This is a genomic window from Methylobacterium sp. 1973 (assembly GCF_040545035.1).
GTDB classification, from domain to species: Bacteria; Pseudomonadota; Alphaproteobacteria; order Rhizobiales; family Beijerinckiaceae; genus Methylobacterium; species Methylobacterium fujisawaense.
This window is the reverse complement of record NZ_JBEPLA010000014.1, coordinates 1-22,540: the sequence shown is the minus strand read 5'-3', so window position 1 is coordinate 22,540 and position 22,540 is coordinate 1. Positions and strand designations below refer to the sequence as shown.

Genomic DNA, 22,540 nt, shown 5'->3' with positions numbered 1-22,540 from the left:
GGGGGTGGACAGGAGAGGCCGGTTCGAGACGATTCAGGACAGGCCCGTGACCGAGACCCCCCTGCGCGCAGCCCGCGCCCCCCGCGAGACCAAGGCCGCCGGCCTGGAGCCGCTGGCGGTGCTGCCCGTCTTCGTGCCCCTGCGCGGCAAGCGGGTGGTTCTGGCCGGATCCTCCGGCGGGGCGCCGTGGAAGGTGAAGGTCCTGGCGGCGGCCGGCGCCCATGTGGACGTCTACGCCCCCGATCCCGGCGAGGAGCTGCGCGCGGTCCCGGGCGAGATCGTCGATGGGCACGTCACGCTGCACGAGCGCGCCTGGACGCCGGACGACCTCTGGGGCGCGGCCTTCTGCATCGGCGCCCTGGAGGACGAGGCTGAGTGCGTCGCCTTCGTGGTGGCGGCCCGCGGAGCCGGGGCGATCGTCAACGCGGTCGACCGCCCGCATCTCTGCGACGTGAAGTTCGGCGCCATCGTCAACCGCTCGCCGCTGGTCGTGGGCATCTCGACGGAGGGCGCCGCCCCGGTCTTCGGCCAGACCGTGCGCGCCCGGATCGAGGCGATGCTGCCCCGGGGCTTCGCCCGCTGGGTCGGCGCCGCCCGCGACTGGCGGGACGGCGTCACGGCGCGCTTCCACGGCTTCGCGGAGCGCCGTGCCTTCTGGGAGCGCTTCACCGACCGGGCCTTCGCGGAGCCGGACCGCGCCCCCTCCGACACGGATCTCGCGGAATTGCTCGGCGAGACGGAAGCCGCCCCGAAGGGCGGAGCGGTGACCCTGGTCGGGGCCGGCCCCGGCGACGCGGAGCTTCTGACCCTCAAGGCGCTGCGGGCGCTCCGCAACGCCGACGTGATCCTCTACGACGACCTCGTCGCCCCGGAGATCCTCGACTATGCCCGCCGCGAGGCGCGCACCATGCTGGTGGGCAAGACCGGCCACGGCCCGTCCTGCCGCCAGGACGACATCAACGCGCTGATGGTCCAGCTCGCCCGCTCGGGCAAGCAGGTGGTGCGGCTGAAATCCGGCGACCCGCTGGTCTTCGGCCGGGCCGGCGAGGAGATCGAGGCCTGCCGGGCCGCCGGCATCCCGGTCACCGTGGTCCCCGGGGTCTCGGCCGCGCAGGGTGCAGCGGCGGCGCTCGGCGTGTCCCTGACCCATCGGGACGCCGCGCGCCGGCTCCAGTTCGTCACCGGCCACGACCGCCGCGGGGCGCTGCCGGACGACCTGAACTGGGGGGCGCTCGCCGATCCGAGCGTCACCACGGTGATCTACATGCCCAAGCGGACCCTGCGGGCGCTGCTGGCGCGCGCGGTGGAGGAAGGTCTGGCGCCGTCGACGCCGGCGCTGCTCGTGTTCAACGCGACGCGCCCGAACCAGCAGGCCGTGCGGGGCACGGCCGCCGACCTCGCCGACCGGGTGGAGGCGGCGGGGCTCGAAGGGCCGGCGCTGCTGATGGTCGGTACGGCCTTCTCGGAGATGCGGAGCGCCGTGACGGAAGACGGGGCGCAGAGCCGGATGGTCGTCTGACCGCACGGATCCCGCGTGCCCCGCGCGGCTTGCGACGATCTGAAACGGTTGCCCTGCCTGGGAAACGGCCCGCCCGGACCCAGAACTGCCCGTGGGCCCAGGCCTTGGGCAGAAACGGAGGGTGGAATGACACGGTCATGGATCAGCGCCGCGGCGGCGCTGGCGATGCTCGGCGGTTTCGGGCCGGCTTCGGCGGCCGACCACGCCGGGCTGGTGGTGGTTCCGGATGGCGCCTCCGCCACCTACGAGCCCGGCCCGCCCAACCTGCCCAGAGGGACCCAGATCAGCCGGATCGCGGGCGATCCGTCGAAGCCCGGCGCCTTCGTGCTGCGGGTGAAGGTACCGGCCAATACGGTGATCGCGCCGCACACCCATTCCAAGCCCGAGACGCTGACGATCCTCTCGGGTTCGATCCATCACGCGCACGGGCGGACCCTCGACAAGACCAAGGGTTCGGTGCTGAAGGCCGGCGGCTTCGTCTACCTGCCGGAGGACATGCCGCATTCGCTGTGGACCACCGACGAGCCGGTCGAACTGCAGGTCAACGGCTCCGGGCCGTTCGGGCTGAACTACATCAACCCCGCCGACGATCCGAGCCGGGACGCCGGCAAGCCCGGCTAGAAACGGGCGGGGGGCTCAGGTCTCGCCCGCCACGAACGCGCGCATCAGGTAGTGCGCGATCGCCATGGGCGGCGGGGCCTGGATCCCCTCGGGATGCGTCCCGTCGAGCATCGCCGCGACCGCGTCCCGGTCGAACCAGCGGGCATCCTCCAGCTCGTTCGGATCGGTCACGATGGCCGCGTCGAGGGCCTCGGCGGCGCAGCCAAGCATCAGTGAGGACGGGAACGGCCAGGGCTGCGACGTCCGGTAGGTAACGGCGCCGACGCGGATCCGCGTCTCCTCGAACACCTCGCGGCGGACCGCGTCCTCGATCGTCTCGCCGGGCTCCAGGAAGCCCGCGAGGCACGAGAACATGCCCGGCTTGAAATGCGGTCCCCGGCCGAGCAGGCAGGTGTCGCCCCGGCGCACGAGCATGATCACCACCGGATCGACCCGGGGGAAGTGGTGGGCGTCGCAACCCGGGCATTCGCGCCGGAAGCCGCCGGCCTTCGCCACCGTGGCGGTGCCGCACTTGGCGCAGAAGCCGTGGCGGGCGTGCCAGTCGAGCATCGACTTGGCCACGGCCAGCAGGCCGAGCTCCTCGGCCTCCACGGCGGATTCGGTGGCGATCGACCGCAGGTCGAGGGTGCGGACCGGCGCCTCGGCGAACCGCTCGGCCGCCTCGGCGGGGGCTGCGGCGGCGAAGACGGGCTGCCCGTCCCGGTGCCCTAGGAAGATGCGCGTCCCGCCGTCGAGGCCCGCGGCCTCGGCGGGGGCGATCAGCGCGGTCGATCCGCGCAGCACGATCCGGTCGCCGCAGATCAGGACGAGGCGCGCGTCCGGCGCGTCGAAGGCGGGCACCGCCTCCTCGGGCTGCTCGGACGAGTGGCGGTCGAGGCGGTTGCGGACGAATCCGAGGGTGTCGCGGGGATCGGTCATGCCAGGGTCAGGCCGCGGAGAACAGGGCGCCGGCGCGCTCGAGGAGCTGGGCGCGGGCGTGGGGCGGGTAGGGCTTGCGGGTCTCGAACCCCCAGACCGGACCCGGCCAGGCCGGATCCGACCGGAATCGGCCGATGACGTGGACGTGGAGCTGCGCCACCACGTTGCCGAGGGCGCCGACATTCACCTTGTCGGGCTTCGACAGGGCCTGCATCACCCCCGTGGCGAGACGGATCTCCTGCCAGAGCGCGGCGGCATCGGCCTCGGAGAGATCGGTGATCTCGCAGAGGTCCGGGCGGCGCGGCACCAGGATCAGCCAGGGGAACCGGGCATCGTCCATCAGCAGCACGCGGCACAGGGTGAGGTCGCCCACCTCCGCCGTGTCGGCGGAGAGGCGCGGGTCGAGGGTGAAGGCGGGCTCGGTCATCGGGACACGATGTAGCGCAGCTTCCGCATCGGCGCGCGGGTTTGGTGCGCCGCCGATGATGCGGCGCGGGTCTCGTCCGCCTCAGAGCCCCGGCACGACGCCCTGGCGGCCGACCGCGATCGTGCCGGCCACGAGGCCGCCCTCCGGGTGGGAGCGGGCGAAGATCGTCACGGCGGCGCCGGGCTGGAGCATGGCTTTCTCGCCCGGGGCGAACTGCGTCACCGGCGCGCCGTCCGGGATCGCGAAGGACGCCTGCCCGTCCTTGTAGGCGAGCGTCACGCGCATCGGCGGCCCCCTCTGCAGGTCGGCGACCCAGCCGGCCGTCAGGCTCGCGCCCTGCGCCGTGTCCCAGGGCTGGCTGCCCGCCTCGAAGCCGCGCTCCGAGGGCGAGTACAGGGTCACCGCGGTCGCCTGCCGCGGCTCGGGGCCGGCCTCGCCGATGACGCTGACGTAGCTCTCGGGTTTGATGTTGCGGAGGCTCGCGGCATTGACCGCGTAGATCCGGGTGCGCGGGACCATCCGCACGGTGAGGGTGCCGCCGCTGGCGCGGCGGATCTCCAGGCGCTCCGAGTCGGCCCGGACCACCGTGCCGCGGAACCGGACCGTCGTCGGCTCCGCCCGGGCGGCGCCGACGGCTGAGATCGCCAGAAGGCCGGCGAGGAAGAGGCGTCTCACGGGGCTCGTCACGGGACTCCTTTCGCGGCGTCGCACCATCCGGACGCGGGAGCCGAACGCCACGGGCCGGCGCCGGTTCCCGGCGCGGTCCAGGTTGCCGCCGGCCCGGTCCGCGCAGCGGTCAATGGGCCATCAGCACCGGCATGTCGGCATGGGCCAGGACATGGCTGGTGACGCCGCCGAAGATCATCTGGCGCAGGCGGCTCTGGGTGTAGGCGCCCTTGATCAGCAGGTCGCAACCGAAGGCCTTGGACTCCGCCAGGAAGGTCTCGCCGGGCACCCGCCGGCCGGCCGGCAGCGCCCGGTGCGACGCGTCCACGCCCTCGCAGGCCAGCGCCTGGGCGAGATCCTGGGCGGTCGGGCCCGGCACCATGCCGCCCTCGACGCTGAGCACCAGCACCCGCTCGGCCCGCCGCAGGAACGGCATCGCGAAGGCCACCGCCCGGGCGGTCTCGGTGGAGCCGTTCCAGGCGATGACCACCGCGTCGCCGAGGCTCGCCGGGGCGCTGGGCGGGGCCAGCAGGATCGGCCGGCCGCTCTCGAACAGGGCCGTCTCGAAGGTGGTCATGCGCGGGGCATTGTCGGTCGTGCCCGGACGCCCGACCACGGTGGCCGAGAAGAGCCGTGCATACTGGCCGAGGAACGCGTCGCCGGTGGGGACGTCCTGCCGCCAGCGGTAGCGCGGGCCGGCATCCGGCACGCGATCCGGAATGCACAGGCCGTCGCGGGCATGCCGCGGGATGCCGGCACCGTCCATGAAGGCGATGAAACGGCCGCCCGCCTCTTCGGCCTCGGCCCGGTCGGCCTCCTCGTCGCGCAGCCACGTCATGCCGCCGACCATGTCGACGGGGACGTACTCGGCGAGGGCCGGGCGCAGGGACACGCCCTCGATCAGGCTGCCGAAGCGCGTCGCCGCCAGCCGGGTGGTCTCGAAGACGGAGGGCAGGGCGTCGTGCATCGCGACGGGTACGAGCAGGGTCTTCATGGTGGCAATCTCCCCGGTTCCGAGAGGCTAATCCGCCCGGCCGCCCGGTGGAACCGGGGCCAGCGCGGCGCGCACACGGTTTTGCGGCCCGCGCGGATCGAGGCGCGCCCGCAGGATCCGGGTCAGCGGCGCCTCGACGAGGCGGTGGACCACGAGCGCGGCCGCCACGCTGCCGGCGAGCATCAGGACCATGCTGCCCCAGGGCTGCACGGCCGGCGCCAGCCCGAGCCGGAGCAGCCCCTCGCGCACGAGGCGCAGCGCGAAGGGATGCACGAGATAAAGGGCGTAGGAGGCGTCGCCCAGCCCGACGAGCCCGCGCACCGGGACGGGAAGGCGCGCGACCTGGGCGGCATCGCGCGTCGGACCGAGGGCGGCCGCCACCAGCAGGGCGGCCGGGCCGCCGACGAGGAGGGGCCGCAGAAATCCGTCGGCCCCGCCTTGGCCGGCGAGCACGCGCGCGGCCAGGACGAGCCCGACGCCGCCCAGAACCGTGAGACCGACCCGCAGGGGCAGGCCCGGCCGGAAACCCTCGCGGTAGGCGAGGGCGAGACCGGCGCCGGCGACGAATTCGAGCACGATCGGATCCGTCCAGAAGCGGAGCGGCACCGGAAGACCGGGCACGAGGGCTCCGACAGCCACGAGGAGCACAAGGCCCCCGCACAGCCAGGCGACGGCGCCGCGCCGGCCGAAGCCGAGCCCTGCCGCGAAGACTGCGTAGAAGAAGGCCTCGTAGTTCAGGGTCCAACCGAGGCCATAGAGCGGTTGGACGGTGCCGTCGGGCCGGGCCACCGGCCAGAACAGGAAGCTCGCCACGAGGGCTGCGGGATCGCCGAGGAGGGCCGCCGCGTCGCCGAGCAGATCCGGCCGGGCCAGCGCGAGGGCGAGGAAGACGAGGCTCACCAGCCAGTAGAGCGGGACCACCCGGGCGATCCGATGGGCGAGGAAGCGGGCCCGCCCGCCCGGCCTGCCGGCCAGCCGGATCCCGGTATGGACGATGACGAATCCGGAGATCACGAAGAACAGATCGACCCCGCCCCACCAGGGCAGGAGCGTTTCCGGGGCGGGCGCGTGGCCGAAGCCGCGCTCCGCCAGCAGCCCCGCCTCGTGCCGCGCATGATGCCAGACGACCATCAGGGCGGCGGCGGCGCGCAGGACCTGGAGCAGGACGAAGATCACCGGGCGACCATGCCTCGCCCCGCGCCCCGCCAGCAGGGCGCGCATGCGGTTCCGCCGCGGCTGCGGCCGGGGTCGGAGGCGGGCCGGACGGCGATCGGTCCGGCGGCCGAGTCTGCGGACCGGCGGCTCACCCCGCGGACCGCCGCCCTTCGGCCACCGCCCCGTCCGGGGCGAAAACGGCAGGAACCATAAGCCCATAACCTCGTTGACCGACCAATTCGCGAACCCGCCTGCGCCCGATCCTTCGTGCTGCGTATGCGACCTGCCAGAGTTCGCGTATCCATTTCGAACAGAGGTCCCGATGCTGAAGAACTATGCTGCCGCGTCCGCGCTTGTCCTGGCGCTGTCGACCCCGGCCCTGGCTCAGAGCGCCAACGACTTCCGCCTCCAGTCGATGCAGGCGAACGCCTTCGAAATCCAGTCCTCGCAGATCGCCCTATCCAAGTCGCGCAACCCGAAGGTCCGCTCCTACGCCCAGGAGGTCCTCCGCGACCACCGGGCCGCCAACGTCGCCCTGGCGGGCGGCCAGATGAACGGCGTGGCCGGTGATCCGGGCGTCGGCGGCCTGATCACGGCGCCGATCGCGGTGGCGGGCAGCGCCGTGGGCGCCGGCGTCGGCGCGGCGACCGGCGTGGTCGGCGGCACCCTCGCGGGCGGACCGGTCGGCGGCCTCGAGGGCGCCGGCGCCGGTGCGGCGCGCGGCGCCGCCGCGGGCGGTCAGATCGGGCGCGGGGACATGATGGCCACGGGCGCCTCCACGATGGTGGCGCCGAGCCCCGAGCAGCAGGCGATGCTGGCCGAGCTGTCGTCGACCCCGGCCGGCCCGCGCTTCGACCGCCTCTATGCCAGCCAGCAGCTCCAGGCGCATCAGATGACCATCGCGATGACGCAGGCCTACGCCCAGGGCGGCCCGAACCCGGCCCTGCGCAACTACGCCCAGCAGGCCCTTCCGGCCCTGCAGATGCACTACAACCAGGCTCAGCGCCTCCCCGGCGCGATGTAAGGGTCATCGTCAGGGACGGCCCGGCTTCCGCCGGGCCAGACCTCCGGCGGCGGGTGCGAGCCCGCCGCCGTTTTCATGTCCGGCCCCTCCGCCCCGGCCACCGGCGAACCCGCGGGCGCGCCGCGTTCACGGGCCGGCACGTTGCGCCATCCGTTTGCGCCACGGACGGTCCGCGCAGAGGCACTGCCGAGATCCGCGCGCCGACCGGAGCCCCAAACGAAAACGGCCGGTGCGCGATGCGCAGCCGGCCGTTCCCGCAAAGTTACCGATCGGAGCCGGTTAGCCGACCCCGCTCTTCGGTGCCCGTCGCGCTCAATCGCACGCGATGGCGGCGACCGAGCGAACGGTCTGGCCCGTCGTGTCGATCGGCGGCTTGAACACGCCCGTCTCCGGGTCGCGCACCAGCAGGGAGCCGCTCGCCACGCCGAAATGCGCGCCGTGGATCTCCAGACGGCCGTCGTCGACCCGCTCCTTCACGAACGGGAAGGTCAGCAGGTTCTCCATGCTCTGGACGACCACCGCATGCTCCAGCTTGGTCAGGTAGTCCGGCGCGCCGGGATCGCCGGCCTTGTCTTCGGCCTGACCCACGAGCGAGACCCACTTGCCGATGAAGTCGCCGGGAGAGAGCGGCTTGGCCTTGTTGGCGTAGGCCTTGATGCCGCCGCAGGTGGCGTGGCCGAGAATGACGATGTGCTTCACCTCCAGAGCCTGGACGGCGAATTCCAGCGCCGCCGAGGTGCCGTGGTACTGACCGTCCGGCTGGTAGACCGGCACGAGGTTCGCGACGTTGCGGATCGTGAACAGCTCGCCCGGCCCGGCGTTGAAGATCGCGCTGGGCGACACCCGGCTGTCACAGCAGCTGATGACCAGGATCTCCGGGTTCTGCGTGGAGGCGAGCTGCGCGAAGCGCCGGCGCTCGGTCGGGAAGCGGTCGAGGAGGAAGGACCGGTAGCCTTCGGTCAGGTAGACGGGGAACATAAAGGCGTCTCCAGTTAGACAATCCCGCGACGGCAGGAAGTGAACTCAAAGTTCTCGCCAGGCAAGAACGCGTGGGTGGGCCGGAATAGTCCCGTTCGCGAGGTCCGCGGCGAGATCGGCGAGACCGGCCGGCTCGAAGTGCTCGCCGCTGGCGCGCAATTCGTCGATCGGCCACCAGCGTGTCCCGATCAGCGGGTTGTCCTCGGTCTCGGCGAGGCGGCTCGTATCGACCCGGTCGTCGGGCAGGCGGACGAGGAAGTAGCGCTCGCGGGCGTCCCGCGCCTGCCGGAACAGGTGGAACGGGCCGTCGCAGGCGGCGACCTGCGGGCCGATGGCGACATCGCCGCGGCCGATCTCCTCCTCGAGCTCCCGGCGACAGGCGGTGATGTGGTCCTCGCCGGGCTCCAGGCCGCCCCCCGGCATGAACCAGAACCGCAGGGGCGCGCCGTCCGGCCCTTTGGCATGGACCGACGTGTAGGCGATGAGCAGGATCCGATCCTGCGGATCGAGCACGATCGCGCGGGCGATGTGGCGGACGGGCAGGGGGTTCGCGGCGCTCATGCAGCGAGAGCTAGAGCGGGCGCGGTGAACGGACACCGCCTGTGCGCGAGGCTGCGTGCAAAACAGCACGTTGGGTCGAGCACGGCGCCGGTTGCGATCCTTGGGCGGACGGCCGCTCAGGACGGCGCGCGCAAGGCCGGGGCCCAGATCACCACGGGAAGCCCGAAAGCGTCCCGCTCCGGCGGATCCGGCAGCGGCACGGCGCATCCGAGGCGGATGTCGCGGGCGACCACCAGGGCGGCCAGCGCATCCAGATGGTCGTCCTCCGGAACGCCCTTCGCCCGGGCCTCGATCAGCGCGGCCGGCAGGCCCGCCGCCGCGAGGAGCGCCCGGCGCAGGTCGAGCCCCTCCCGGGCGCGCCGGCCCTTCTTGGGCAGGCCGAGCGGCCGGCCGCCGTTGAGGGTGTGGAAGGCCACCTCGGGATGGACCTCGTGGACCCGCGCCCGCACCTCCGGCCGCTCCCGCAGGAGCGTGTCGACCGCGCGGACGGCGCGGAAGATGTTGTAACCCTGGATCGAGGGCGCGAAGGGCGGGTCGCTCGCCTCGCGCGAGGCGGCCTTCGCGGCTTCATAGTCGGGGGCGTAGACCGCGCTCCGCGGCGGCATCGGAAACACCGATGCCCGCGCCGGCCCGAGCCGGGCGCGGGCCGCCCGGTCGGCGGCACGTCCGCCGCCGATGATCCGGTCCGGCAGGCCGATCGGCACGTCTATCCCGACGATGCAGGGCCGCTCCGGGGCGTCGAGCAGCGCGGCGACGTCGGGGAACAGGGCAGAGCGGTGCCGGTCGGGATCGTCGAGGTCGAGGAGCGCGCCCGCCCAGGCTCCGCGGCAGCCGTCCAGTCCCGCGATCCAGCGTGCCATGCCGTTCCTTCCCCGCGCGACGCGCGGCGGGCGTTCTTGCCGGGATGCGCAGGGAAAGCTATCCGCGTCGCCGAGGGCGCCGCCGGCCCGGGAGAAACGTGATGAGCGAGATCCGTCCCCGTCGCAGCGTGCTGGCGATGCCGGGCTCCAACGCCCGGGCGCTGGAAAAGGCGCGGTCGCTCCCCGCCGACGTCATCCTGATCGACCTTGAGGACGGCACGGCCCCGGAGGTCAAGGCGGCCGCCCGTGCCCAGGTCGCCGCAGCGGTCACGGCGCGCGGCTTCGGCGCCCGCGAGGTGGTGGTGCGCATCAACGCGCCCGAGACCGAGGACGGCGAGGCCGATCTCGTGGCGCTCGCTGCGGCCGCACCGGATGCCATTCTGGTGCCCAAGGTGCGCACCTCCGACACGCTGATCGCGGTCGGATCCCGGCTGCGCCGGCTCGGCGCGCCCCTGGCGACGCGGGTCTGGGCGATGATCGAGACGCCGATGGCGGTGGTGAACGCCGCCGAGATCGCGGGCGCGGCCCGGGACGTGGACGGGCGGCTCGCCGCCCTGGTGATCGGCCCGAACGACCTGCTGAAAGCGTCCCGGATCCGGCCCCCGGGGCGGGCTGCCCTGATGCCCTGGCTAATGACCGTGCTGGCCGCCGCCCGGGCCTACGAGATCGAGGCGATCGACGGCGTCTTCACCGACCTCGCCGACGCGGCCGGATTCGAGGCGGAGTGCGTCCAGGGGCGCGACCTCGGCTTCGACGGCAAGATGCTGATCCATCCGAGCCAGATCGGCCCGGCCAACGCGGCCTTCGGCCCGGATGCCGCGGAGATCGCGCAGGCGCGGTCGTTGATGGACGTCTTCGACGCGCCGGAGAACCGGGCGCGCGGGGTCATCGCGGTGGATGGGAAGATGGTCGAGCGCCTCCATGTCGAGGCCGCCCGGCGGACCCTCGCCATGGCCGAGGCGATCGCGCGTCTCGGCGCGTGAGCGACCGGCCGGAGATCGGCCTGCGGCTGCTCGATCCGCGGCTGCCGGGCTGGGGCTTCCCGCGCTGGGGCTCGTCGGCCGCGGCCGGCCTCGACCTGCACGCCTGCCTCGACGCGCCGCTGGTGCTCCAGCCCCAGGGCAAGCCGGCGCTGATCCCGGCGGGGTTCAGCGTCCTGATCCGCGATCCCGATTGGTGCGGCCTGATCTTCCCGCGCTCGGGGCGCGGGCACCGCGAGGGTCTGGTGCTGGGCAACGGCACCGGCGTCATCGACGCGGATTACGAGGGGCCGCTGATGGTTTCCGCCTGGAACCGCGACGAATCCGAGCCAGTCCGGATCGAGCCGGGCGAGCGGATCGCCCAGCTGGTCTTCACGCGGATCACCCGGCCGGTCCTGACCGTGCTGGAGGGCGAGCCCGGCCCCGGCTCCGAGCGGGGGTCGGGCGGGTTCGGGTCGAGCGGGCGGTAGGGGCGCCCTCAGTCGAGCGTCTTGCCGAGCCGCCCCGCCAGATCCTGGATGAACTGGAAGGCGGTGCGGCCCGAGCGGGAGCCGCGGGTGGTGGCCCATTCGAGGCATTCGGCGCGCAGCTGCTCCGGCGGCACGGCGAGGCCGTAGCGCTCGGCATAGGCGCGGATCATCGCCAGGTACTCGTCCTGGCTGCACTTGTGGAAGCCGAGCCAGAGGCCGAACCGGTCCGAGAGCGAGACCTTCTCCTCGACCGCCTCGCCGGGGTTGATCGCCGTGGAGCGCTCGTTCTCCACCATGTCGCGGGCGAGCAGGTGCCGGCGGTTCGAGGTGGCGTAGAACAGCACGTTGTTCGGCCGCCCCTCGATGCCGCCATCGAGCGCGGTCTTGAGCGACTTGTACGAAGTGTCGTCGGCGTCGAAGGAGAGGTCGTCGCAATAGACCAGCCAGCGGTGCGGGTCCGGCCGCAGCAGGGCCATCAGGTCCGGCAGGGCCTCGATGTCCTCGCGGTGGATCTCCACGAGCTTCATCGGCCGGCTGCCGGCGGGCCTGCGGGCGTTGATCTCGGCATGGGCCGCTTTGACCAGCGACGACTTGCCCATGCCGCGGGCCCCCCACAGCAGGGCATTGTTGGCCGGCAGGCCGCGGGCGAAGCGTTCGGTGTTCTCCACCAGGGTGTCGCGCGCCCGGTCGATGCCGGTGAGCAGGCCCATCTCCACCCGCGCCACCTGCGGCACCGGGGTCAGCCGGCGCTCGGGGCCCCACAGGAAGGCGTCGGCGGCGTCGGGATCGAAGGCCGGCGGGGCGGCGGGCGCGGCCCGCTCCAGCGCGGTGGCGATGCGCTCCAGGAGCGGCATCAGGGTATCCAGGGTCGCGGGGCTCGTCATCGGATCGGGGGGTTCGCGTGCGGGTCGGTCAGGCGGCCGGTTCTACGGGGAAGATCCGGGGAAATCATCCGTATCCGGATGCATGGCCCGGGCCTTCCGAACGGGAACCCGGATCGGGCGTTGATCATCGCGGCAGCACGGGTGCCGTAACGGCCGGGGGGCATGATGGACGCGGGACCGACGATCCGGATCACCCAGGTCGCCGATTACGTCTTCACGGTGGATTTCGGCGCGGCCCTGCCGACGCTTCTCACCGACGAGGCGCCCCCGATCGGCGGCGGGACCGGGCCGTTCCCCGAGCAGCTGCTGATCTCCGGCGTCGCGAACTGCCTCTGCGCCAGCCTGGTCTTCGCCCTGGGGAAATTCCGCCAGGAGGCGCGGGGTGTGGCCGCCGAGGCGTCCTGCCGGCTGGAGCGCAATGCCGAGGGGCGGCTCCGCGTCACCGCGATCGACGTGCGGATCCGCCTCGGCGCGGCGGCGGCCGACATGCCGCGGATCGACCGGGTGCTGGAGCAGTTCGAGCGGTTCTGCACCGTCTCGGAGAGCGTGAAGGCCGGGATCCCGGTTGCCGTGTCGGTGGCCGATCGCGACGGCACGCGCCTGAAATGACCGGCGCCCCGGGGAAAGATCGGCCGCCCGGCGCATTGCCGCAGCACCAACCGGCCGACGGAGCCGGACGAGGAGACGCCATGTCGGATCAGACGCGAGAACCCGCCCGCGCCCCCGAGGACCTTGCCGTCCTGTTCAACCAGCGCGCCAATGCCGGCGATGTCGAGGGCCTCGTCGCCCTCTACGAGCCCGACGCGGTGCTGGCCGCCGGCCGGGTCGTCGCCACGGGCCATGCCGAGATCCGGAGCTTCTACGCCGACCTGCTGGCGCGCAAATCCGACTTCCCGGCCCCGGAGACGCTGCCGCCCCTGCGCAACGGCCCCCTCGCCCTGACCTTCGCACGGCTGCCGAACGGCGCCCTGTCGGTGGAGGCCGCCCGGGAGCAGGCGGACGGGACGTGGCTCTGGACGATCGACCAGCTCAAGATCGCGCCGTCGAAGACCTGACCGTCGGCCCGGACGCGCCCCCGCGCTTGTCCCACCGGACGCGATGCGGCAAAGCGGAGCCCGCGCGCTCGACGCCGCGCAGAAGACCCGAGCCGACTCGATGCACGACATCCGCGCCATCCGGGAGAACCCGGACGCCTTCGACAGCGACCTCGCCCGCCGGGGCCTCGCGCCGCTCTCGGCCGCGCTGATCGCGCTGGACGAGGCGCGGAAGGCGTCGGTCTCGGCCGCGCAGGCCAACCAGGAGCGGCGCAACGCCCTGGCCAAGGAGATCGGCGGCGCCAAGAAGGCCAAGGACGAGGACCGCGCCGCCGCCCTGATGGCGGAGGTCGCGGCCCTGAAGGGCGCCGAGCCGGAACTGAAGGCCGCGCAGGACGCGGCCGACAAGGCGCTGGCGGACAAGCTCGCCGCGATCCCGAACCGGCCGAAACCCGACGTGCCCGAGGGTGCCGACGAGCACGGCAACGTCCTCTACCGCAGCCACGCCGCGACCCGCGAGCGGCTTACCGAGGGCCGCGAGCATTTCGAACTCGGCGAGGCCGCCGGCCTGATGGATTTCGAGGCGGCGGCCAAGCTGTCCGGCGCGCGCTTCGTGGTGCTGAAAGGTCAGCTCGCCCGGCTGGAGCGGGCGCTCGGCCAGTTCATGCTCGACCTGCACACCCAGGAGCACGGCTACCTGGAGGTGGCGCCACCGGTTCTGGTGCGCGACGCCGCCATGTTCGGCACCGCGCAGCTGCCGAAGTTCGAGGACGATCAGTTCTCGGTGTTCAAGGGGCTGGACGCCGTGAAGACGCTGGACTCCGCGGCGGACCCGGCCTCCGGCAGCACCGAGAAGTTCTGGCTCGTCCCCACCGCCGAGGTGCCGCTGACGAACCTCGTCCGCGAGTCGATCCTCCGCGAGGAGGAGCTGCCCCTGCGCTTCACCGCGCTGACGCCCTGTTTCCGGGCCGAGGCCGGGTCGGCGGGGCGCGACACCCGCGGCATGCTGCGCCAGCACCAGTTCAACAAGGTCGAGCTGGTCTCGATCACCACGCCGGAGGAATCCGCCACCGAGCACGAACGGATGCTCACCTGCGCCGAGGCGGTTCTGAAGAAGCTGGATCTGCCCTACCGGGTCATGACCCTCTGCACCGGTGACATGGGCTTCGCGTCGCAAAAAACCTACGACATCGAGGTCTGGGTGCCGGGCCAGCGCACCCACCGCGAGATCTCGTCGTGCTCGGTCTGCGGCGACTTCCAGGCCCGGCGGATGAACGCCCGCTACCGGGGCAAGGACGGCAAGCCGGCCTACGTCCACACCCTCAACGGCTCGGGCGTGGCGGTCGGCCGCGCGCTCATCGCCGTGATGGAGAACTACCAGAACCCGGACGGGAGCATCACGATCCCGTCGGTGCTCCACCCCTACATGGGCGGGCTCAACCGGATCGAGGGCACCCGCTGATGCGCATCCTGGTCACCAACGACGACGGCATCCACGCGCCGGGGCTCAGTACCCTGGAGGAGATCGCCCGGGAGCTGTCGGACGACGTCTGGGTGGTGGCGCCGGAGAGCGACCAGTCCGGCGTGTCGCACTCGCTGTCGCTCAACGACCCGCTGCGCCTGCGGCAGGTCTCGGAACAGCGTTTCGCCGTGAAGGGGACGCCGTCGGACTGCGTGATCCTGGGCGTGCGCCACATCCTGGGCGACCACGGGCCGGACCTCGTCCTGTCGGGGGTCAACCGCGGCCAGAACGTCGCCGAGGACGTGACCTATTCGGGCACGATCGCGGCCGCCATGGAGGGGACGATCCTCGGCATCCGCTCGATCGCGCTGAGCCAAGCCTACGGGGTGGGCGGACGCGGCGCCCTCAAGTGGGACTGTGCCCGGACGCACGGGGCGAAGGTCGTCCGGAAGATCCTGGAGACCGGGATCGAACCCGGCATCCTGGTCAACGTGAATTTTCCGGATTGCGAACCGGCCGACGTGCAGGGCATCGCGGTGGCCGCGCAGGGCTTCCGCAATCAGGCGCTGCTGTCCATCGACGCCCGGGTCGACGGGCGCGGCAATCCGTATTTCTGGCTGGCCTTCGCCAAGGCCCGGTTCGAGCCGGGCCACGGTTCGGATCTGAAAGCCATCGCCGAGAAGCGGATCTCGGTGACGCCCCTGCGCCTCGATCTCACGGACGAGCCGACGCTGACGCGCTTCGCGCAGGCCTTCGCCGAGTGATCGATCTGGGCAGCCTGGAAGAGGCTGCCGGCAACGCGGCCTTCGTCATGGCGCTCCGGGGCCGGGGCCTGCGGGACACCGCGGTGCTGCGGGCCATGGAACAGGTGCCCCGGGACACCTTCGCGCCGCCGCAGCATCGGGAGCATGCGCGGCGGGACATCGCCCTGCCGCTGTCCTGCGGGGCGTCGATGACGGCCCCCTCCACCGTGGCGGTGATGCTGGCGCTGCTTCGGCTCGAGCCGGGCCAGCGCGTCCTGGAGATCGGCACGGGCTCGGGCTACGTGACCGCCCTGCTCGCCCAGCTCGGGGCCGGGGCGGTGCTCAGCCTGGAACGCTACACCTCCCTGGCCGGGGCGGCGACGCGGCGGCTCGCGGCCCTGTCCGAGGTGCATGTCGTCCGGGCGGACGGGCTGGCCCCGGACCTGCCGGACGGGGGGTTCGACCGGATCTTGGTCCACGGCAGCGTCGCGGCGATCCCGCAGCACTGGCGCGCGGCCCTCGAACCCGGCGGACGGCTGGTGACGGGCCTCAGGGGCGAGGGCGGCTGCCGGGTCGCGGTGCTGCCGACGCCGGAGGCCGAGCCGGAACCGGGGGCGCCGGTGCGGCTGACGGCGCTGATGCCGGGACTGGCGCGGGTTCTCTGACGCCGAGCCGACAGAGCGCGCGCCGCGAAGCGACCGAGGGCCGGGCGACATTTGCGAGCGCGGCGCCGCTGGATTGCCCCCTCGCGAGGACGGTGGAGCGACCCTTAGCCCACCCGCCGCGCCGCCCGCCACAGGCGCCACAGCCGGCGCCAGCGCGGCAGTTCGACGGGCGTGTTGAGCGGGTCGTAGGAGGCCCGCTCCATGGCGGCGAGGTAGGGTTCCACCAGGGCCGTGGGCAGGAAGGCGGCGCCCGCCGAGGGGGCGATGGTCGGACGCGCCGCCTCGAAGGCCTTGAGGTGCTGCCGGGCGAGGTCGCGCAGGTCGGCACAGGCCCGGCGCAGGCCCGGACCGCCGCGGCCCGTGACGATGTCCTCGCGGGTGACGCCGTAGCGGCCGAGGATGTCCGCCGGCAGGTAGACCTGCCCCGAGCGGGCGTGCCAGGGCAGGGCACGCAGGAGTCCTGTGATCCCGTAGGCAACCCCGGCATGGCCGGCCGCCCCCGCGCCGCCCGGCTCTGTGCCGTTGCCGATCACGAGGCTCGCCAGCCGGAACAGGGCCGAGGCGGTCTCGCCGCAATAGCCCTCCAGGTCGTTCACCCGGGGCATCGGGTCCTCGTAGAGATCGAATACCCGTGCGTCGATCAGGTCGACGAAGGGCTGGCGACCGAGGCGGTTGACCCGGATCGCCTCCTCCAGGGCCGCCGCCACCGGATTGGCGCGCACGTCGCCCCGGGCCTCCCCCTGGAGGGCGTCGCGCCACCATTGCAGGCGGATCTCGCCGGCCAGGGGGTTCGAGGCCGCCTCGCGCACCCGCGCGATGGTCAGGCTGAAGGCGTAGAGGGCGAAGAGATGCGGACGGGCGGCGGCCGGGGCGAACAGGGTGGCGTAGTAGCGGTCCGGATCGCCGGTCCGCACGAGATCCTCGCAATGGGATTGCGCGAAGGCGAGCCCGGTCTCGGTGGTCCTGCCCTCGACCTCCGGCATCAGGCCACCGCGATCAGCGCGGCCGCGACCTTGCGGTTCTCGGCCACCAGGATGTTGTAGGTCCGGGCCGCGGCCCCGGTCTGCATCACGTCGAGGCCGACGCCGAAATCCTTGAGCCAGCCCCGCAAGGCGGGGTCGATGGCGGCGATGTCGAGGCCGGTGCCGACGAGCAGCAGCTCGATCCCCTCCGATTCCGCCTGGACCGGCCGCAGGGCCGTCCGGTCGATCGCCCTCGGCTCCGTCACCTCCCAGGCCCGAACCCCCGAGGGCAGCAGCAGGATCGAGCCGCGATGCGACATCCCGGCGAAGCGGAAGCCGCCATTGCCGTAGGTGTCGATGATGTGGCGACCCGGCACGAAGCCGGAGTCGAAGGTCTTCGGACTTGGCTGATCGGCCATCTCGGAAAAAAGACTACTCCGCCGGTTGCGGGACGCCGGACCGCTCGGACGCGGCGCGGGCGCCCGAGAGCATCAGGCCCAGATAGATCAACACCGGAGTCGAGATGAAGATCGCCGAGTAGGTGCAGATCAGGACGCCGCAGAGCATCACCACGGCGAAGCCCTTGATCGCCTCGCCGCCGAACAGGACCAGCGCCAGCAGCGACAGGGAGGACGAGATCGACGTCATCACCGTGCGCGACATGGTCGAGTTGATCGACAGGTTCAGCAGGTCGACGGTGGGGATGGTCTTGTACCGCCGCATCAGCTCGCGGGTCCGGTCGAACACCACGACCGTCTCGTTGAGCGAGTAGCCCACGATGGTCAGGATCGCCGCGATCGAGGTCATGTTGAACTCGATCCGGGTGATGATGAACACGCCCACCGTCAGCACGATGTCGTGGAGCGTGCCGACGATGGCGCCGAGCGCCAGTTCCCGCTCGAACCGGAACCAGAGGTAGAGCAGCACCGCCACGACGGAGAGCACGACGCCCAGCGTGCCGGACTGCACGAGTTCGCCGGAGACGCGCGGGCCGACGGTCTCGGTGCGGCGGAACTCGTAATCCTTGTCGAAGGCGGCGTGCGCCTTGTTCATCACCGCGGTCTGGCCCTGCTCGCCGGGCTGGAGCGGCAGGCGGACCAGCACGGTACCCTGGTTGCCCAGTTCCTGCACCTCCGGCTCACCGAAGCCGAAGCCCGCCGCCGTATGGCGGATCGCCGCGACATCCGCGGTGCCGGATTTCGCCTGCAATTCGACCAGGGTCCCGCCCTTGAAGTCGATGCCGAAGTTCAGCCCGATCGTCAGGAACAGCGCCACCGTGACGAGCGACAGCACCGCCGAGAGCGGGAAGGTGAAGCGCCGGAATCGCATGAAGTCGAAATGCGATTCATCGGGCCAGAGGCGGAGCAGGCGCATGGAAACGGACCTAACGTTTGGGAGATCTCAGCACCGGTCCGCTCGTCCCACCCTCACCCTCGACCTGAGGCGCCGGAGCGAAGCGGAGGCCTCGAAGGAGGGCTCCAGGGATCGCAGCGCCGTCTGGAGGGCCCCTTCGAGGCCCGCTGACGCGGGCACCTCAGGATGAGGTGAGGGTCTGGAGCGGCCTTCTTCCGCCGGTGATGCGTCTCCCGAAAGTGAACTCGTTCAGAACGGCAGGGTCTTCGGCCGGAAGGTCTTGTACCACACCGCGATCATCATCCGGGTCAGCGTCACCGCGGTGATGACCGTCGTCAGGATGCCGAGGATGAAGACCACGGCGAAGCCCTTCACCGGGCCCGAGCCGAGGAAGAACAGGATCAGGGCGGCGATCGCCATGGTCGAGTTCGAGTCGATGATGGTGGCGAAGGCCCGGTCGAAGCCCGCCTGCAGCGCCGAGATCAGCGAGCGGCCGGCATGGCTCTCCTCGCGCATGCGCTCGTAGATCAGGACGTTCGAATCCACCGCGGTGCCGATGGTGAGCACGATGCCGGCGATGCCCGGCAGCGTCATGGTGGCCTCCAGCACCGACATCAGGCCCAGGATCAGCCCGACGTGGACGATCAGTGCGATGTTGGCGATGAAGCCGAACGTCCCGTAGGTCGCGAACATGAAGGCCACCACGAGGCCCGCCGCCACCAGGGTCGCGAGCTTGCCGGCCTCGATGGAGTCGCGGCCGAGGCCCGGGCCGACGACGCGGCGCTCGACCACGGTGAACTTGGCCGGCAGCGCGCCGGCCCGGAGCAGGACCGCCAGGTCGTTGGCCTGCTGGACGGTGAAGTTGCCGGTGATCTGGCCCGAACCGCCGGTGATCGCCGAGCGGATCACGGGGGCGGAGACGACCTCGTTGTCGAGCACAATCGCCATGCGCCGGCCGATATTCTCCGAGGTCGCCTGCCCGAACCGCTGCGCGCCGCGCAGGTTGAACTTGAAGCTCACCATCGGCTCGTGGGACTGCTGGTCGAAGGCGGGCTGCGCGTCGGTCAGCTCGCCGCCATCGGCCATGACCCGGCGCTCCACCGGGACCTTGGCGCCCTTCTCGTCCTTGGAGGGCAGCATGTCGACGTCGCCCGAGGGGCTGTCGGCGAGCATGCGGAACTCGAGCTTGGCGGTCGAGCCGAGGAGCTTTTCCAGCCGCTCGGGATTCTGCTCGCCCGGCACCTGGATCAGAATGCGGTCGGCGCCCTGCTGCTGGATCGACGGCTCGGTGGTGCCGGTGGAGTCGAGGCGGCGCCGGATGACCTCGATGCCCTGGCTCACGGCCCGGCGGGTCCGGTCGGTGATGCCGGCATCGGTCAACATGAGGCGGATCACGCCGCCCGGCTGCTCGGAGATGTCGAGGGTGCGGGCCGCCGTCTGGCCTATCGAGGTGGTGATCGGCTGCGACAGTTCCTGAAGCTTCGGCAGGACCTTGGCCCGGGCGGCGGCGTCGTCGATCTTCACCTGGACGCCGCGCGGCAGGAGGCCGATGCCGCCGTCGGCGCGGACATTCTCCTGCTGGAGCACGCGGCGCACGTCGTCGCGCAGGGCCTTGGCCTGGGAGGCGACCAGCTCGTTCTGGTCGACCTCAAGCAGGAGCTGCGAGCCGCCCTGCAGGTCGAGGCCGAGCACGATGGCGCGGGTCGGCACGATCCAGCTCGGGAACCACGTGGGCAGGCTGGCGACGAAGCCCTTGCGCTGCTCGGGCGAGAAGAAGCTCGGCACGGCGAGCATCAGCCCCACCAGGATCAAGCCCAGTGTCGCGATGATCTTCGCACGGGAGAAGCGCAGCATCGGCCGTCTTTTTCTCTTTTGGGCCGGCGCACGACGCCGGCCGGTTCAACCGGGAACTCAGGCGGCTTTCACCGTGCCCTTGGCGCGGACCTCGGAGATCATCGACCGGACCACCCGAACGCGCACGTTCGGGGCGATCTCGACCTCGATCTCGGGCTGGTCGTCCGACGCCTTGGTCACGCGTCCGACGAGGCCGCCGTTGGTGACGACCGTATCGTCCCGGCGCACGGACTTCAGCAGCGCCTGGTGGTCCTTGACCCGCTTCTGCTGCGGCCGCAGGATCAGGAAGTACATGATCACGAAGATCAGAACGAACGGGACCACCTGAAAGGCGATCTCCGCTCCGCCAGCGGCCGCACCGGCCCCTTGCGCGAAGGCGGGGGTGATCAACGAGCGTCTCCTGCGAATGGCATGCAGGTCTGCCGCCGGATGAGGCGCCCGCAGACCTGTCGAAAAGCGCGCGGACTATAGCCAGGGGCTACCCGAAAGCAACGTCGAAGCGACAGGCCGATGCGGCGCGCTCACAGCAGGGCGCGGATCGCCGCCGCGAAGGCCTCCGGCGCCTCCTGGGGAAAGTTGTGCCCGACCCCCGCGACGATCTCACGCCGGTACGGTCCCGTGAAGTGGCGGGCGTCCGTATCGGTGGCGGGCGGCGGCCCGACGCCGTCATCGGCCCCGAGCAGCACGACCGTCGGGACGGCGATCGCCGGCTGGGCGGCGAGCCGCGCCTCGATCTCCACCAGCGCCGGATCGCTCGGCACGAGCCCGAAGCGGTGGCGGTAGGAATGCACCACCACGTCGACGAAATCGGGATTGTCGAAGGCGCGGGCGGTCTGCGCGAAGGTCTCCGCGTCGAACGCCCAGGTCGGCGACCAGAGCCGCCAGAGCAGGCGGCAGAAGGCGTCCCGGTTCTCGGCGAGGCCGGCGCGGCCGCGCTCGCCGTGGAGGTAGTACTGGTACCAGAGACGGTGCTCGGTCTCCGGCGCGACCGGCCGCCCGGCGGCCGGGATGTTCTGGATGTTGTAGCCGACGCCGCAGCTCACGAGGCCCCGGGCCCGGTCCGGCCAGAGCGCCGCCACCACGCAGGCGGCCCGGCCGCCCCAATCGTAGCCGGCGAGCACGGCGCGCCCGATGCCGAGGGCGTCGAGGAAGGCGAGCAGGTCGGCCCCGAGGGCCGCCTGCTCGCCCGAGCGCGGCGTGGCGGGGTCCAGGAACCGGGTCGGCCCGTAGCCGCGCAGGTACGGGACGAGGCAGCGCACCCCGTCGGCGGCGAGACGCAGGGCCGCCGCCTCGCAGGCCTGGATATCGTAGGGGAAGCCGTGGAGCAGCACGGCGGGCGGCCCGTCCGGCGGACCGAATTCCCGATAGGCGATGTCCAGCACGCCGGCCCGCACGCGTTCCATGAACGACTCCCCCTCGCCACGGGGCGATCCTAACGGGTTCGCCGCGCAATTGCCGCACGCGCTTGCCGCCGCCGCGTCGCGCCCGACTTCTCCTGTGACGAAGAAGCGCGACGGTGGAGAACGATGGGACTGCTCGACGGTGCGAAGAACCTGATCGGCGACGTGGTCGCGGCGGCCGACCGGGCCTTTGAGGAGACCGGTAGCGGCAAGCTCGCCCTGGCGCTCGCGAAATTCTATCCCGGCGGCCTCGCGGCCTTCCTCGACCGCCTGAGGGAGACCGGACACGGCGCGGCCGTCGATTCGTGGCTCTCGCCGGGCACGCGGCAGCCGGTTCCGGCCTCTGCGCTGGCGGCCTGCCTGCCGGAGGCGGTGACCGAGCGCCTCGCCTACGATCTCGGCGTGCCGGACGCGCGCGTTCCCACCGTGCTCGCGGAGTTCCTGCCCGCCGCCGTCGCCGATCAGAGCGAGAACGGGAGCCTGAGGCCCCAGCCGAATTTCAGCACGCAGGTCCGCTGATCATCGGGGCCTCATGGGGCCGCGCATTTCATCAGAGGCGGGGCGGTCGCGCAGCTCAGATGGCAGCTCTGCTTCGCGAAGCAGAACCACGAGAGCGCGCCGCTCTTCAGGCAGGATCCGCCGCAATGCCGGTACGCGCCGTAGAGCGGCCGAACGAAGACGGCATCGGCGAGGGGGCGCGCCTCCGACGACCGCGCCGTCTCCGCGGCGGGCAGCGCCACCGCCGCACCGGCCGCGACCACGAGCACGAAAGACGGTGCCAGGACTCTCATTCGCGTCGACCGTGGAACCGTGTCCGGGCCGGCATACCGGGCCAAAGTCCGGGTCCTGTCGACTAAATTGCGGTTCACGCGGGCCGGGGGCAGCCACCGGCCTCTCCCGCTTTTCGGACGACGCCCTAGGGTGTGAACCGAACCAAGGCGTTGCAGGGTTTGTCGTTTTGTGATTCCAGGCGGCCGTTTTGCGGCCTGGAGGTAGCGATGGCGGACCTG

Annotated in this window: 27 protein-coding genes; 11 read left to right on the top strand and 16 right to left on the bottom strand. The window is 72.1% G+C overall.

Annotated features, from left to right (window positions below):
• The first annotated feature begins 46 nt into the window (after window positions 1-46).
• Together cysG and ABIC70_RS22770 are read left to right on the top strand one after the other, a co-directional pair.
• Window positions 47-1,519 (top strand): siroheme synthase CysG, encoded by a 1,473-nt coding sequence (gene cysG / locus ABIC70_RS22775; RefSeq protein WP_354441250.1) that lies wholly within the window; start codon window positions 47-49, stop codon window positions 1,517-1,519.
• 126 nt (window positions 1,520-1,645) lie between these two features.
• Complete coding sequence (locus ABIC70_RS22770; protein ID WP_043757527.1) at window positions 1,646-2,140, top strand: cupin domain-containing protein; 495 nt, start codon at window positions 1,646-1,648, stop codon at window positions 2,138-2,140.
• Window positions 2,141-2,155: 15 nt separating this feature from the next.
• Here the strand turns inward: ABIC70_RS22770 and nudC are convergent, their stop codons facing one another.
• From nudC to ABIC70_RS22745, 5 genes are all read right to left on the bottom strand, one after another.
• The gene (gene nudC / locus ABIC70_RS22765; protein WP_043351766.1) at window positions 2,156-3,058 is read right to left on the bottom strand and encodes an NAD(+) diphosphatase; all 903 of its coding nucleotides are present in this window, start codon (window positions 3,056-3,058) and stop codon (window positions 2,156-2,158) included.
• 7 nt (window positions 3,059-3,065) lie between these two features.
• Window positions 3,066-3,485, bottom strand: coding sequence for an HIT domain-containing protein (locus ABIC70_RS22760; RefSeq protein ID WP_354441248.1), 420 nt, complete (start codon window positions 3,483-3,485; stop codon window positions 3,066-3,068).
• An 81-nt stretch (window positions 3,486-3,566) separates the two neighbouring features.
• Window positions 3,567-4,160: a hypothetical protein gene (locus ABIC70_RS22755; protein ID WP_236952938.1), complete on the bottom strand. Its 594-nt coding sequence runs from the start codon at window positions 4,158-4,160 to the stop codon at window positions 3,567-3,569.
• A gap of 121 nt (window positions 4,161-4,281) precedes the next feature.
• A complete protein-coding gene (locus ABIC70_RS22750) occupies window positions 4,282-5,145 on the bottom strand; it encodes a universal stress protein (RefSeq protein ID WP_179696660.1) in 864 nt (287 codons plus the stop codon).
• 27 nt (window positions 5,146-5,172) lie between these two features.
• Window positions 5,173-6,366: an acyltransferase family protein gene (locus tag ABIC70_RS22745; RefSeq protein ID WP_354441245.1), complete on the bottom strand. Its 1,194-nt coding sequence runs from the start codon at window positions 6,364-6,366 to the stop codon at window positions 5,173-5,175.
• 256 nt (window positions 6,367-6,622) lie between these two features.
• Between ABIC70_RS22745 and ABIC70_RS22740 the strand changes: the two genes are divergently transcribed.
• The gene (locus ABIC70_RS22740; RefSeq protein ID WP_043384982.1) at window positions 6,623-7,324 is read left to right on the top strand and encodes a DUF4142 domain-containing protein; all 702 of its coding nucleotides are present in this window, start codon (window positions 6,623-6,625) and stop codon (window positions 7,322-7,324) included.
• A gap of 312 nt (window positions 7,325-7,636) precedes the next feature.
• On the opposite strand, the gene ABIC70_RS22735 is transcribed toward ABIC70_RS22740, so the two are convergent.
• The 3 genes from ABIC70_RS22735 to ABIC70_RS22725 all read right to left on the bottom strand — a co-directional run bounded on the left by ABIC70_RS22735 (window position 7,637) and on the right by ABIC70_RS22725 (window position 9,723).
• Entirely contained in the window at window positions 7,637-8,302 is a 666-nt protein-coding gene (locus ABIC70_RS22735; RefSeq protein WP_043351772.1) for a carbonic anhydrase, read from the bottom strand.
• 45 nt (window positions 8,303-8,347) lie between these two features.
• Window positions 8,348-8,863 carry an NUDIX hydrolase gene (locus ABIC70_RS22730; RefSeq protein WP_354441243.1) on the bottom strand — a complete coding sequence of 172 codons (516 nt, stop codon included), beginning with the start codon at window positions 8,861-8,863 and terminating at the stop codon, window positions 8,348-8,350.
• A gap of 116 nt (window positions 8,864-8,979) precedes the next feature.
• Complete coding sequence (locus ABIC70_RS22725) at window positions 8,980-9,723, bottom strand: DUF429 domain-containing protein (RefSeq protein WP_354441241.1); 744 nt, start codon at window positions 9,721-9,723, stop codon at window positions 8,980-8,982.
• Between the two features lie 101 nt (window positions 9,724-9,824).
• Between ABIC70_RS22725 and ABIC70_RS22720 the strand changes: the two genes are divergently transcribed.
• Entirely contained in the window at window positions 9,825-10,706 is an 882-nt protein-coding gene (locus ABIC70_RS22720; RefSeq protein WP_053608356.1) for an HpcH/HpaI aldolase/citrate lyase family protein, read from the top strand.
• A complete protein-coding gene (gene dut / locus ABIC70_RS22715) occupies window positions 10,703-11,173 on the top strand; it encodes a dUTP diphosphatase (protein WP_354441239.1) in 471 nt (156 codons plus the stop codon). Before ABIC70_RS22720 ends, dut begins: the two co-directional genes overlap by 4 nt.
• An 8-nt stretch (window positions 11,174-11,181) precedes the next feature.
• Here dut and ABIC70_RS22710 read toward each other — a convergent pair whose 3' ends face one another.
• Window positions 11,182-12,057 carry an ATP-binding protein gene (locus tag ABIC70_RS22710; protein ID WP_043384970.1) on the bottom strand — a complete coding sequence of 292 codons (876 nt, stop codon included), beginning with the start codon at window positions 12,055-12,057 and terminating at the stop codon, window positions 11,182-11,184.
• A gap of 165 nt (window positions 12,058-12,222) precedes the next feature.
• Between ABIC70_RS22710 and ABIC70_RS22705 the strand changes: the two genes are divergently transcribed.
• The 5 genes from ABIC70_RS22705 to ABIC70_RS22685 all read left to right on the top strand — a co-directional run bounded on the left by ABIC70_RS22705 (window position 12,223) and on the right by ABIC70_RS22685 (window position 15,961).
• Complete coding sequence (locus tag ABIC70_RS22705; RefSeq protein WP_354441329.1) at window positions 12,223-12,666, top strand: OsmC family protein; 444 nt, start codon at window positions 12,223-12,225, stop codon at window positions 12,664-12,666.
• 80 nt (window positions 12,667-12,746) lie between these two features.
• Complete coding sequence (locus ABIC70_RS22700) at window positions 12,747-13,112, top strand: YybH family protein (RefSeq protein WP_354441237.1); 366 nt, start codon at window positions 12,747-12,749, stop codon at window positions 13,110-13,112.
• Between the two features lie 100 nt (window positions 13,113-13,212).
• The gene (gene serS, locus ABIC70_RS22695) at window positions 13,213-14,553 is read left to right on the top strand and encodes a serine--tRNA ligase (protein WP_075381907.1); all 1,341 of its coding nucleotides are present in this window, start codon (window positions 13,213-13,215) and stop codon (window positions 14,551-14,553) included.
• A complete protein-coding gene (surE, locus tag ABIC70_RS22690; RefSeq protein WP_043346675.1) occupies window positions 14,553-15,317 on the top strand; it encodes a 5'/3'-nucleotidase SurE in 765 nt (254 codons plus the stop codon). The genes serS and surE overlap by 1 nt, the downstream gene beginning before the upstream one ends.
• Window positions 15,314-15,961 (top strand): protein-L-isoaspartate O-methyltransferase family protein, encoded by a 648-nt coding sequence (locus ABIC70_RS22685; protein ID WP_043346673.1) that lies wholly within the window; start codon window positions 15,314-15,316, stop codon window positions 15,959-15,961. The genes surE and ABIC70_RS22685 overlap by 4 nt, the downstream gene beginning before the upstream one ends.
• Before the next feature lie 104 nt (window positions 15,962-16,065).
• Here ABIC70_RS22685 and ABIC70_RS22680 read toward each other — a convergent pair whose 3' ends face one another.
• The 6 genes from ABIC70_RS22680 to ABIC70_RS22655 all read right to left on the bottom strand — a co-directional run bounded on the left by ABIC70_RS22680 (window position 16,066) and on the right by ABIC70_RS22655 (window position 21,533).
• Window positions 16,066-16,944 carry a phytoene/squalene synthase family protein gene (locus ABIC70_RS22680; protein WP_043757506.1) on the bottom strand — a complete coding sequence of 293 codons (879 nt, stop codon included), beginning with the start codon at window positions 16,942-16,944 and terminating at the stop codon, window positions 16,066-16,068.
• A complete protein-coding gene (locus tag ABIC70_RS22675) occupies window positions 16,944-17,342 on the bottom strand; it encodes an Mth938-like domain-containing protein (RefSeq protein ID WP_043384961.1) in 399 nt (132 codons plus the stop codon). The genes ABIC70_RS22680 and ABIC70_RS22675 overlap by 1 nt, the downstream gene beginning before the upstream one ends.
• Before the next feature lie 13 nt (window positions 17,343-17,355).
• Window positions 17,356-18,297: a protein translocase subunit SecF gene (secF, locus tag ABIC70_RS22670; protein WP_043757501.1), complete on the bottom strand. Its 942-nt coding sequence runs from the start codon at window positions 18,295-18,297 to the stop codon at window positions 17,356-17,358.
• 228 nt (window positions 18,298-18,525) lie between these two features.
• Window positions 18,526-20,130: a protein translocase subunit SecD gene (gene secD / locus ABIC70_RS22665; RefSeq protein ID WP_043350919.1), complete on the bottom strand. Its 1,605-nt coding sequence runs from the start codon at window positions 20,128-20,130 to the stop codon at window positions 18,526-18,528.
• A gap of 57 nt (window positions 20,131-20,187) precedes the next feature.
• Window positions 20,188-20,520 carry a preprotein translocase subunit YajC gene (yajC, locus tag ABIC70_RS22660; RefSeq protein ID WP_012319243.1) on the bottom strand — a complete coding sequence of 111 codons (333 nt, stop codon included), beginning with the start codon at window positions 20,518-20,520 and terminating at the stop codon, window positions 20,188-20,190.
• 131 nt (window positions 20,521-20,651) lie between these two features.
• Window positions 20,652-21,533: an alpha/beta fold hydrolase gene (locus ABIC70_RS22655; RefSeq protein ID WP_053608352.1), complete on the bottom strand. Its 882-nt coding sequence runs from the start codon at window positions 21,531-21,533 to the stop codon at window positions 20,652-20,654.
• A gap of 123 nt (window positions 21,534-21,656) precedes the next feature.
• Between ABIC70_RS22655 and ABIC70_RS22650 the strand changes: the two genes are divergently transcribed.
• On the top strand, window positions 21,657-22,049 hold the full coding sequence (locus ABIC70_RS22650; RefSeq protein WP_043757497.1) for a YidB family protein: 393 nt from the start codon (window positions 21,657-21,659) through the stop codon (window positions 22,047-22,049).
• 11 nt (window positions 22,050-22,060) lie between these two features.
• Here ABIC70_RS22650 and ABIC70_RS22645 read toward each other — a convergent pair whose 3' ends face one another.
• Window positions 22,061-22,321: a hypothetical protein gene (locus tag ABIC70_RS22645; RefSeq protein WP_043350912.1), complete on the bottom strand. Its 261-nt coding sequence runs from the start codon at window positions 22,319-22,321 to the stop codon at window positions 22,061-22,063.
• Window positions 22,322-22,540: the final 219 nt, after the last annotated feature.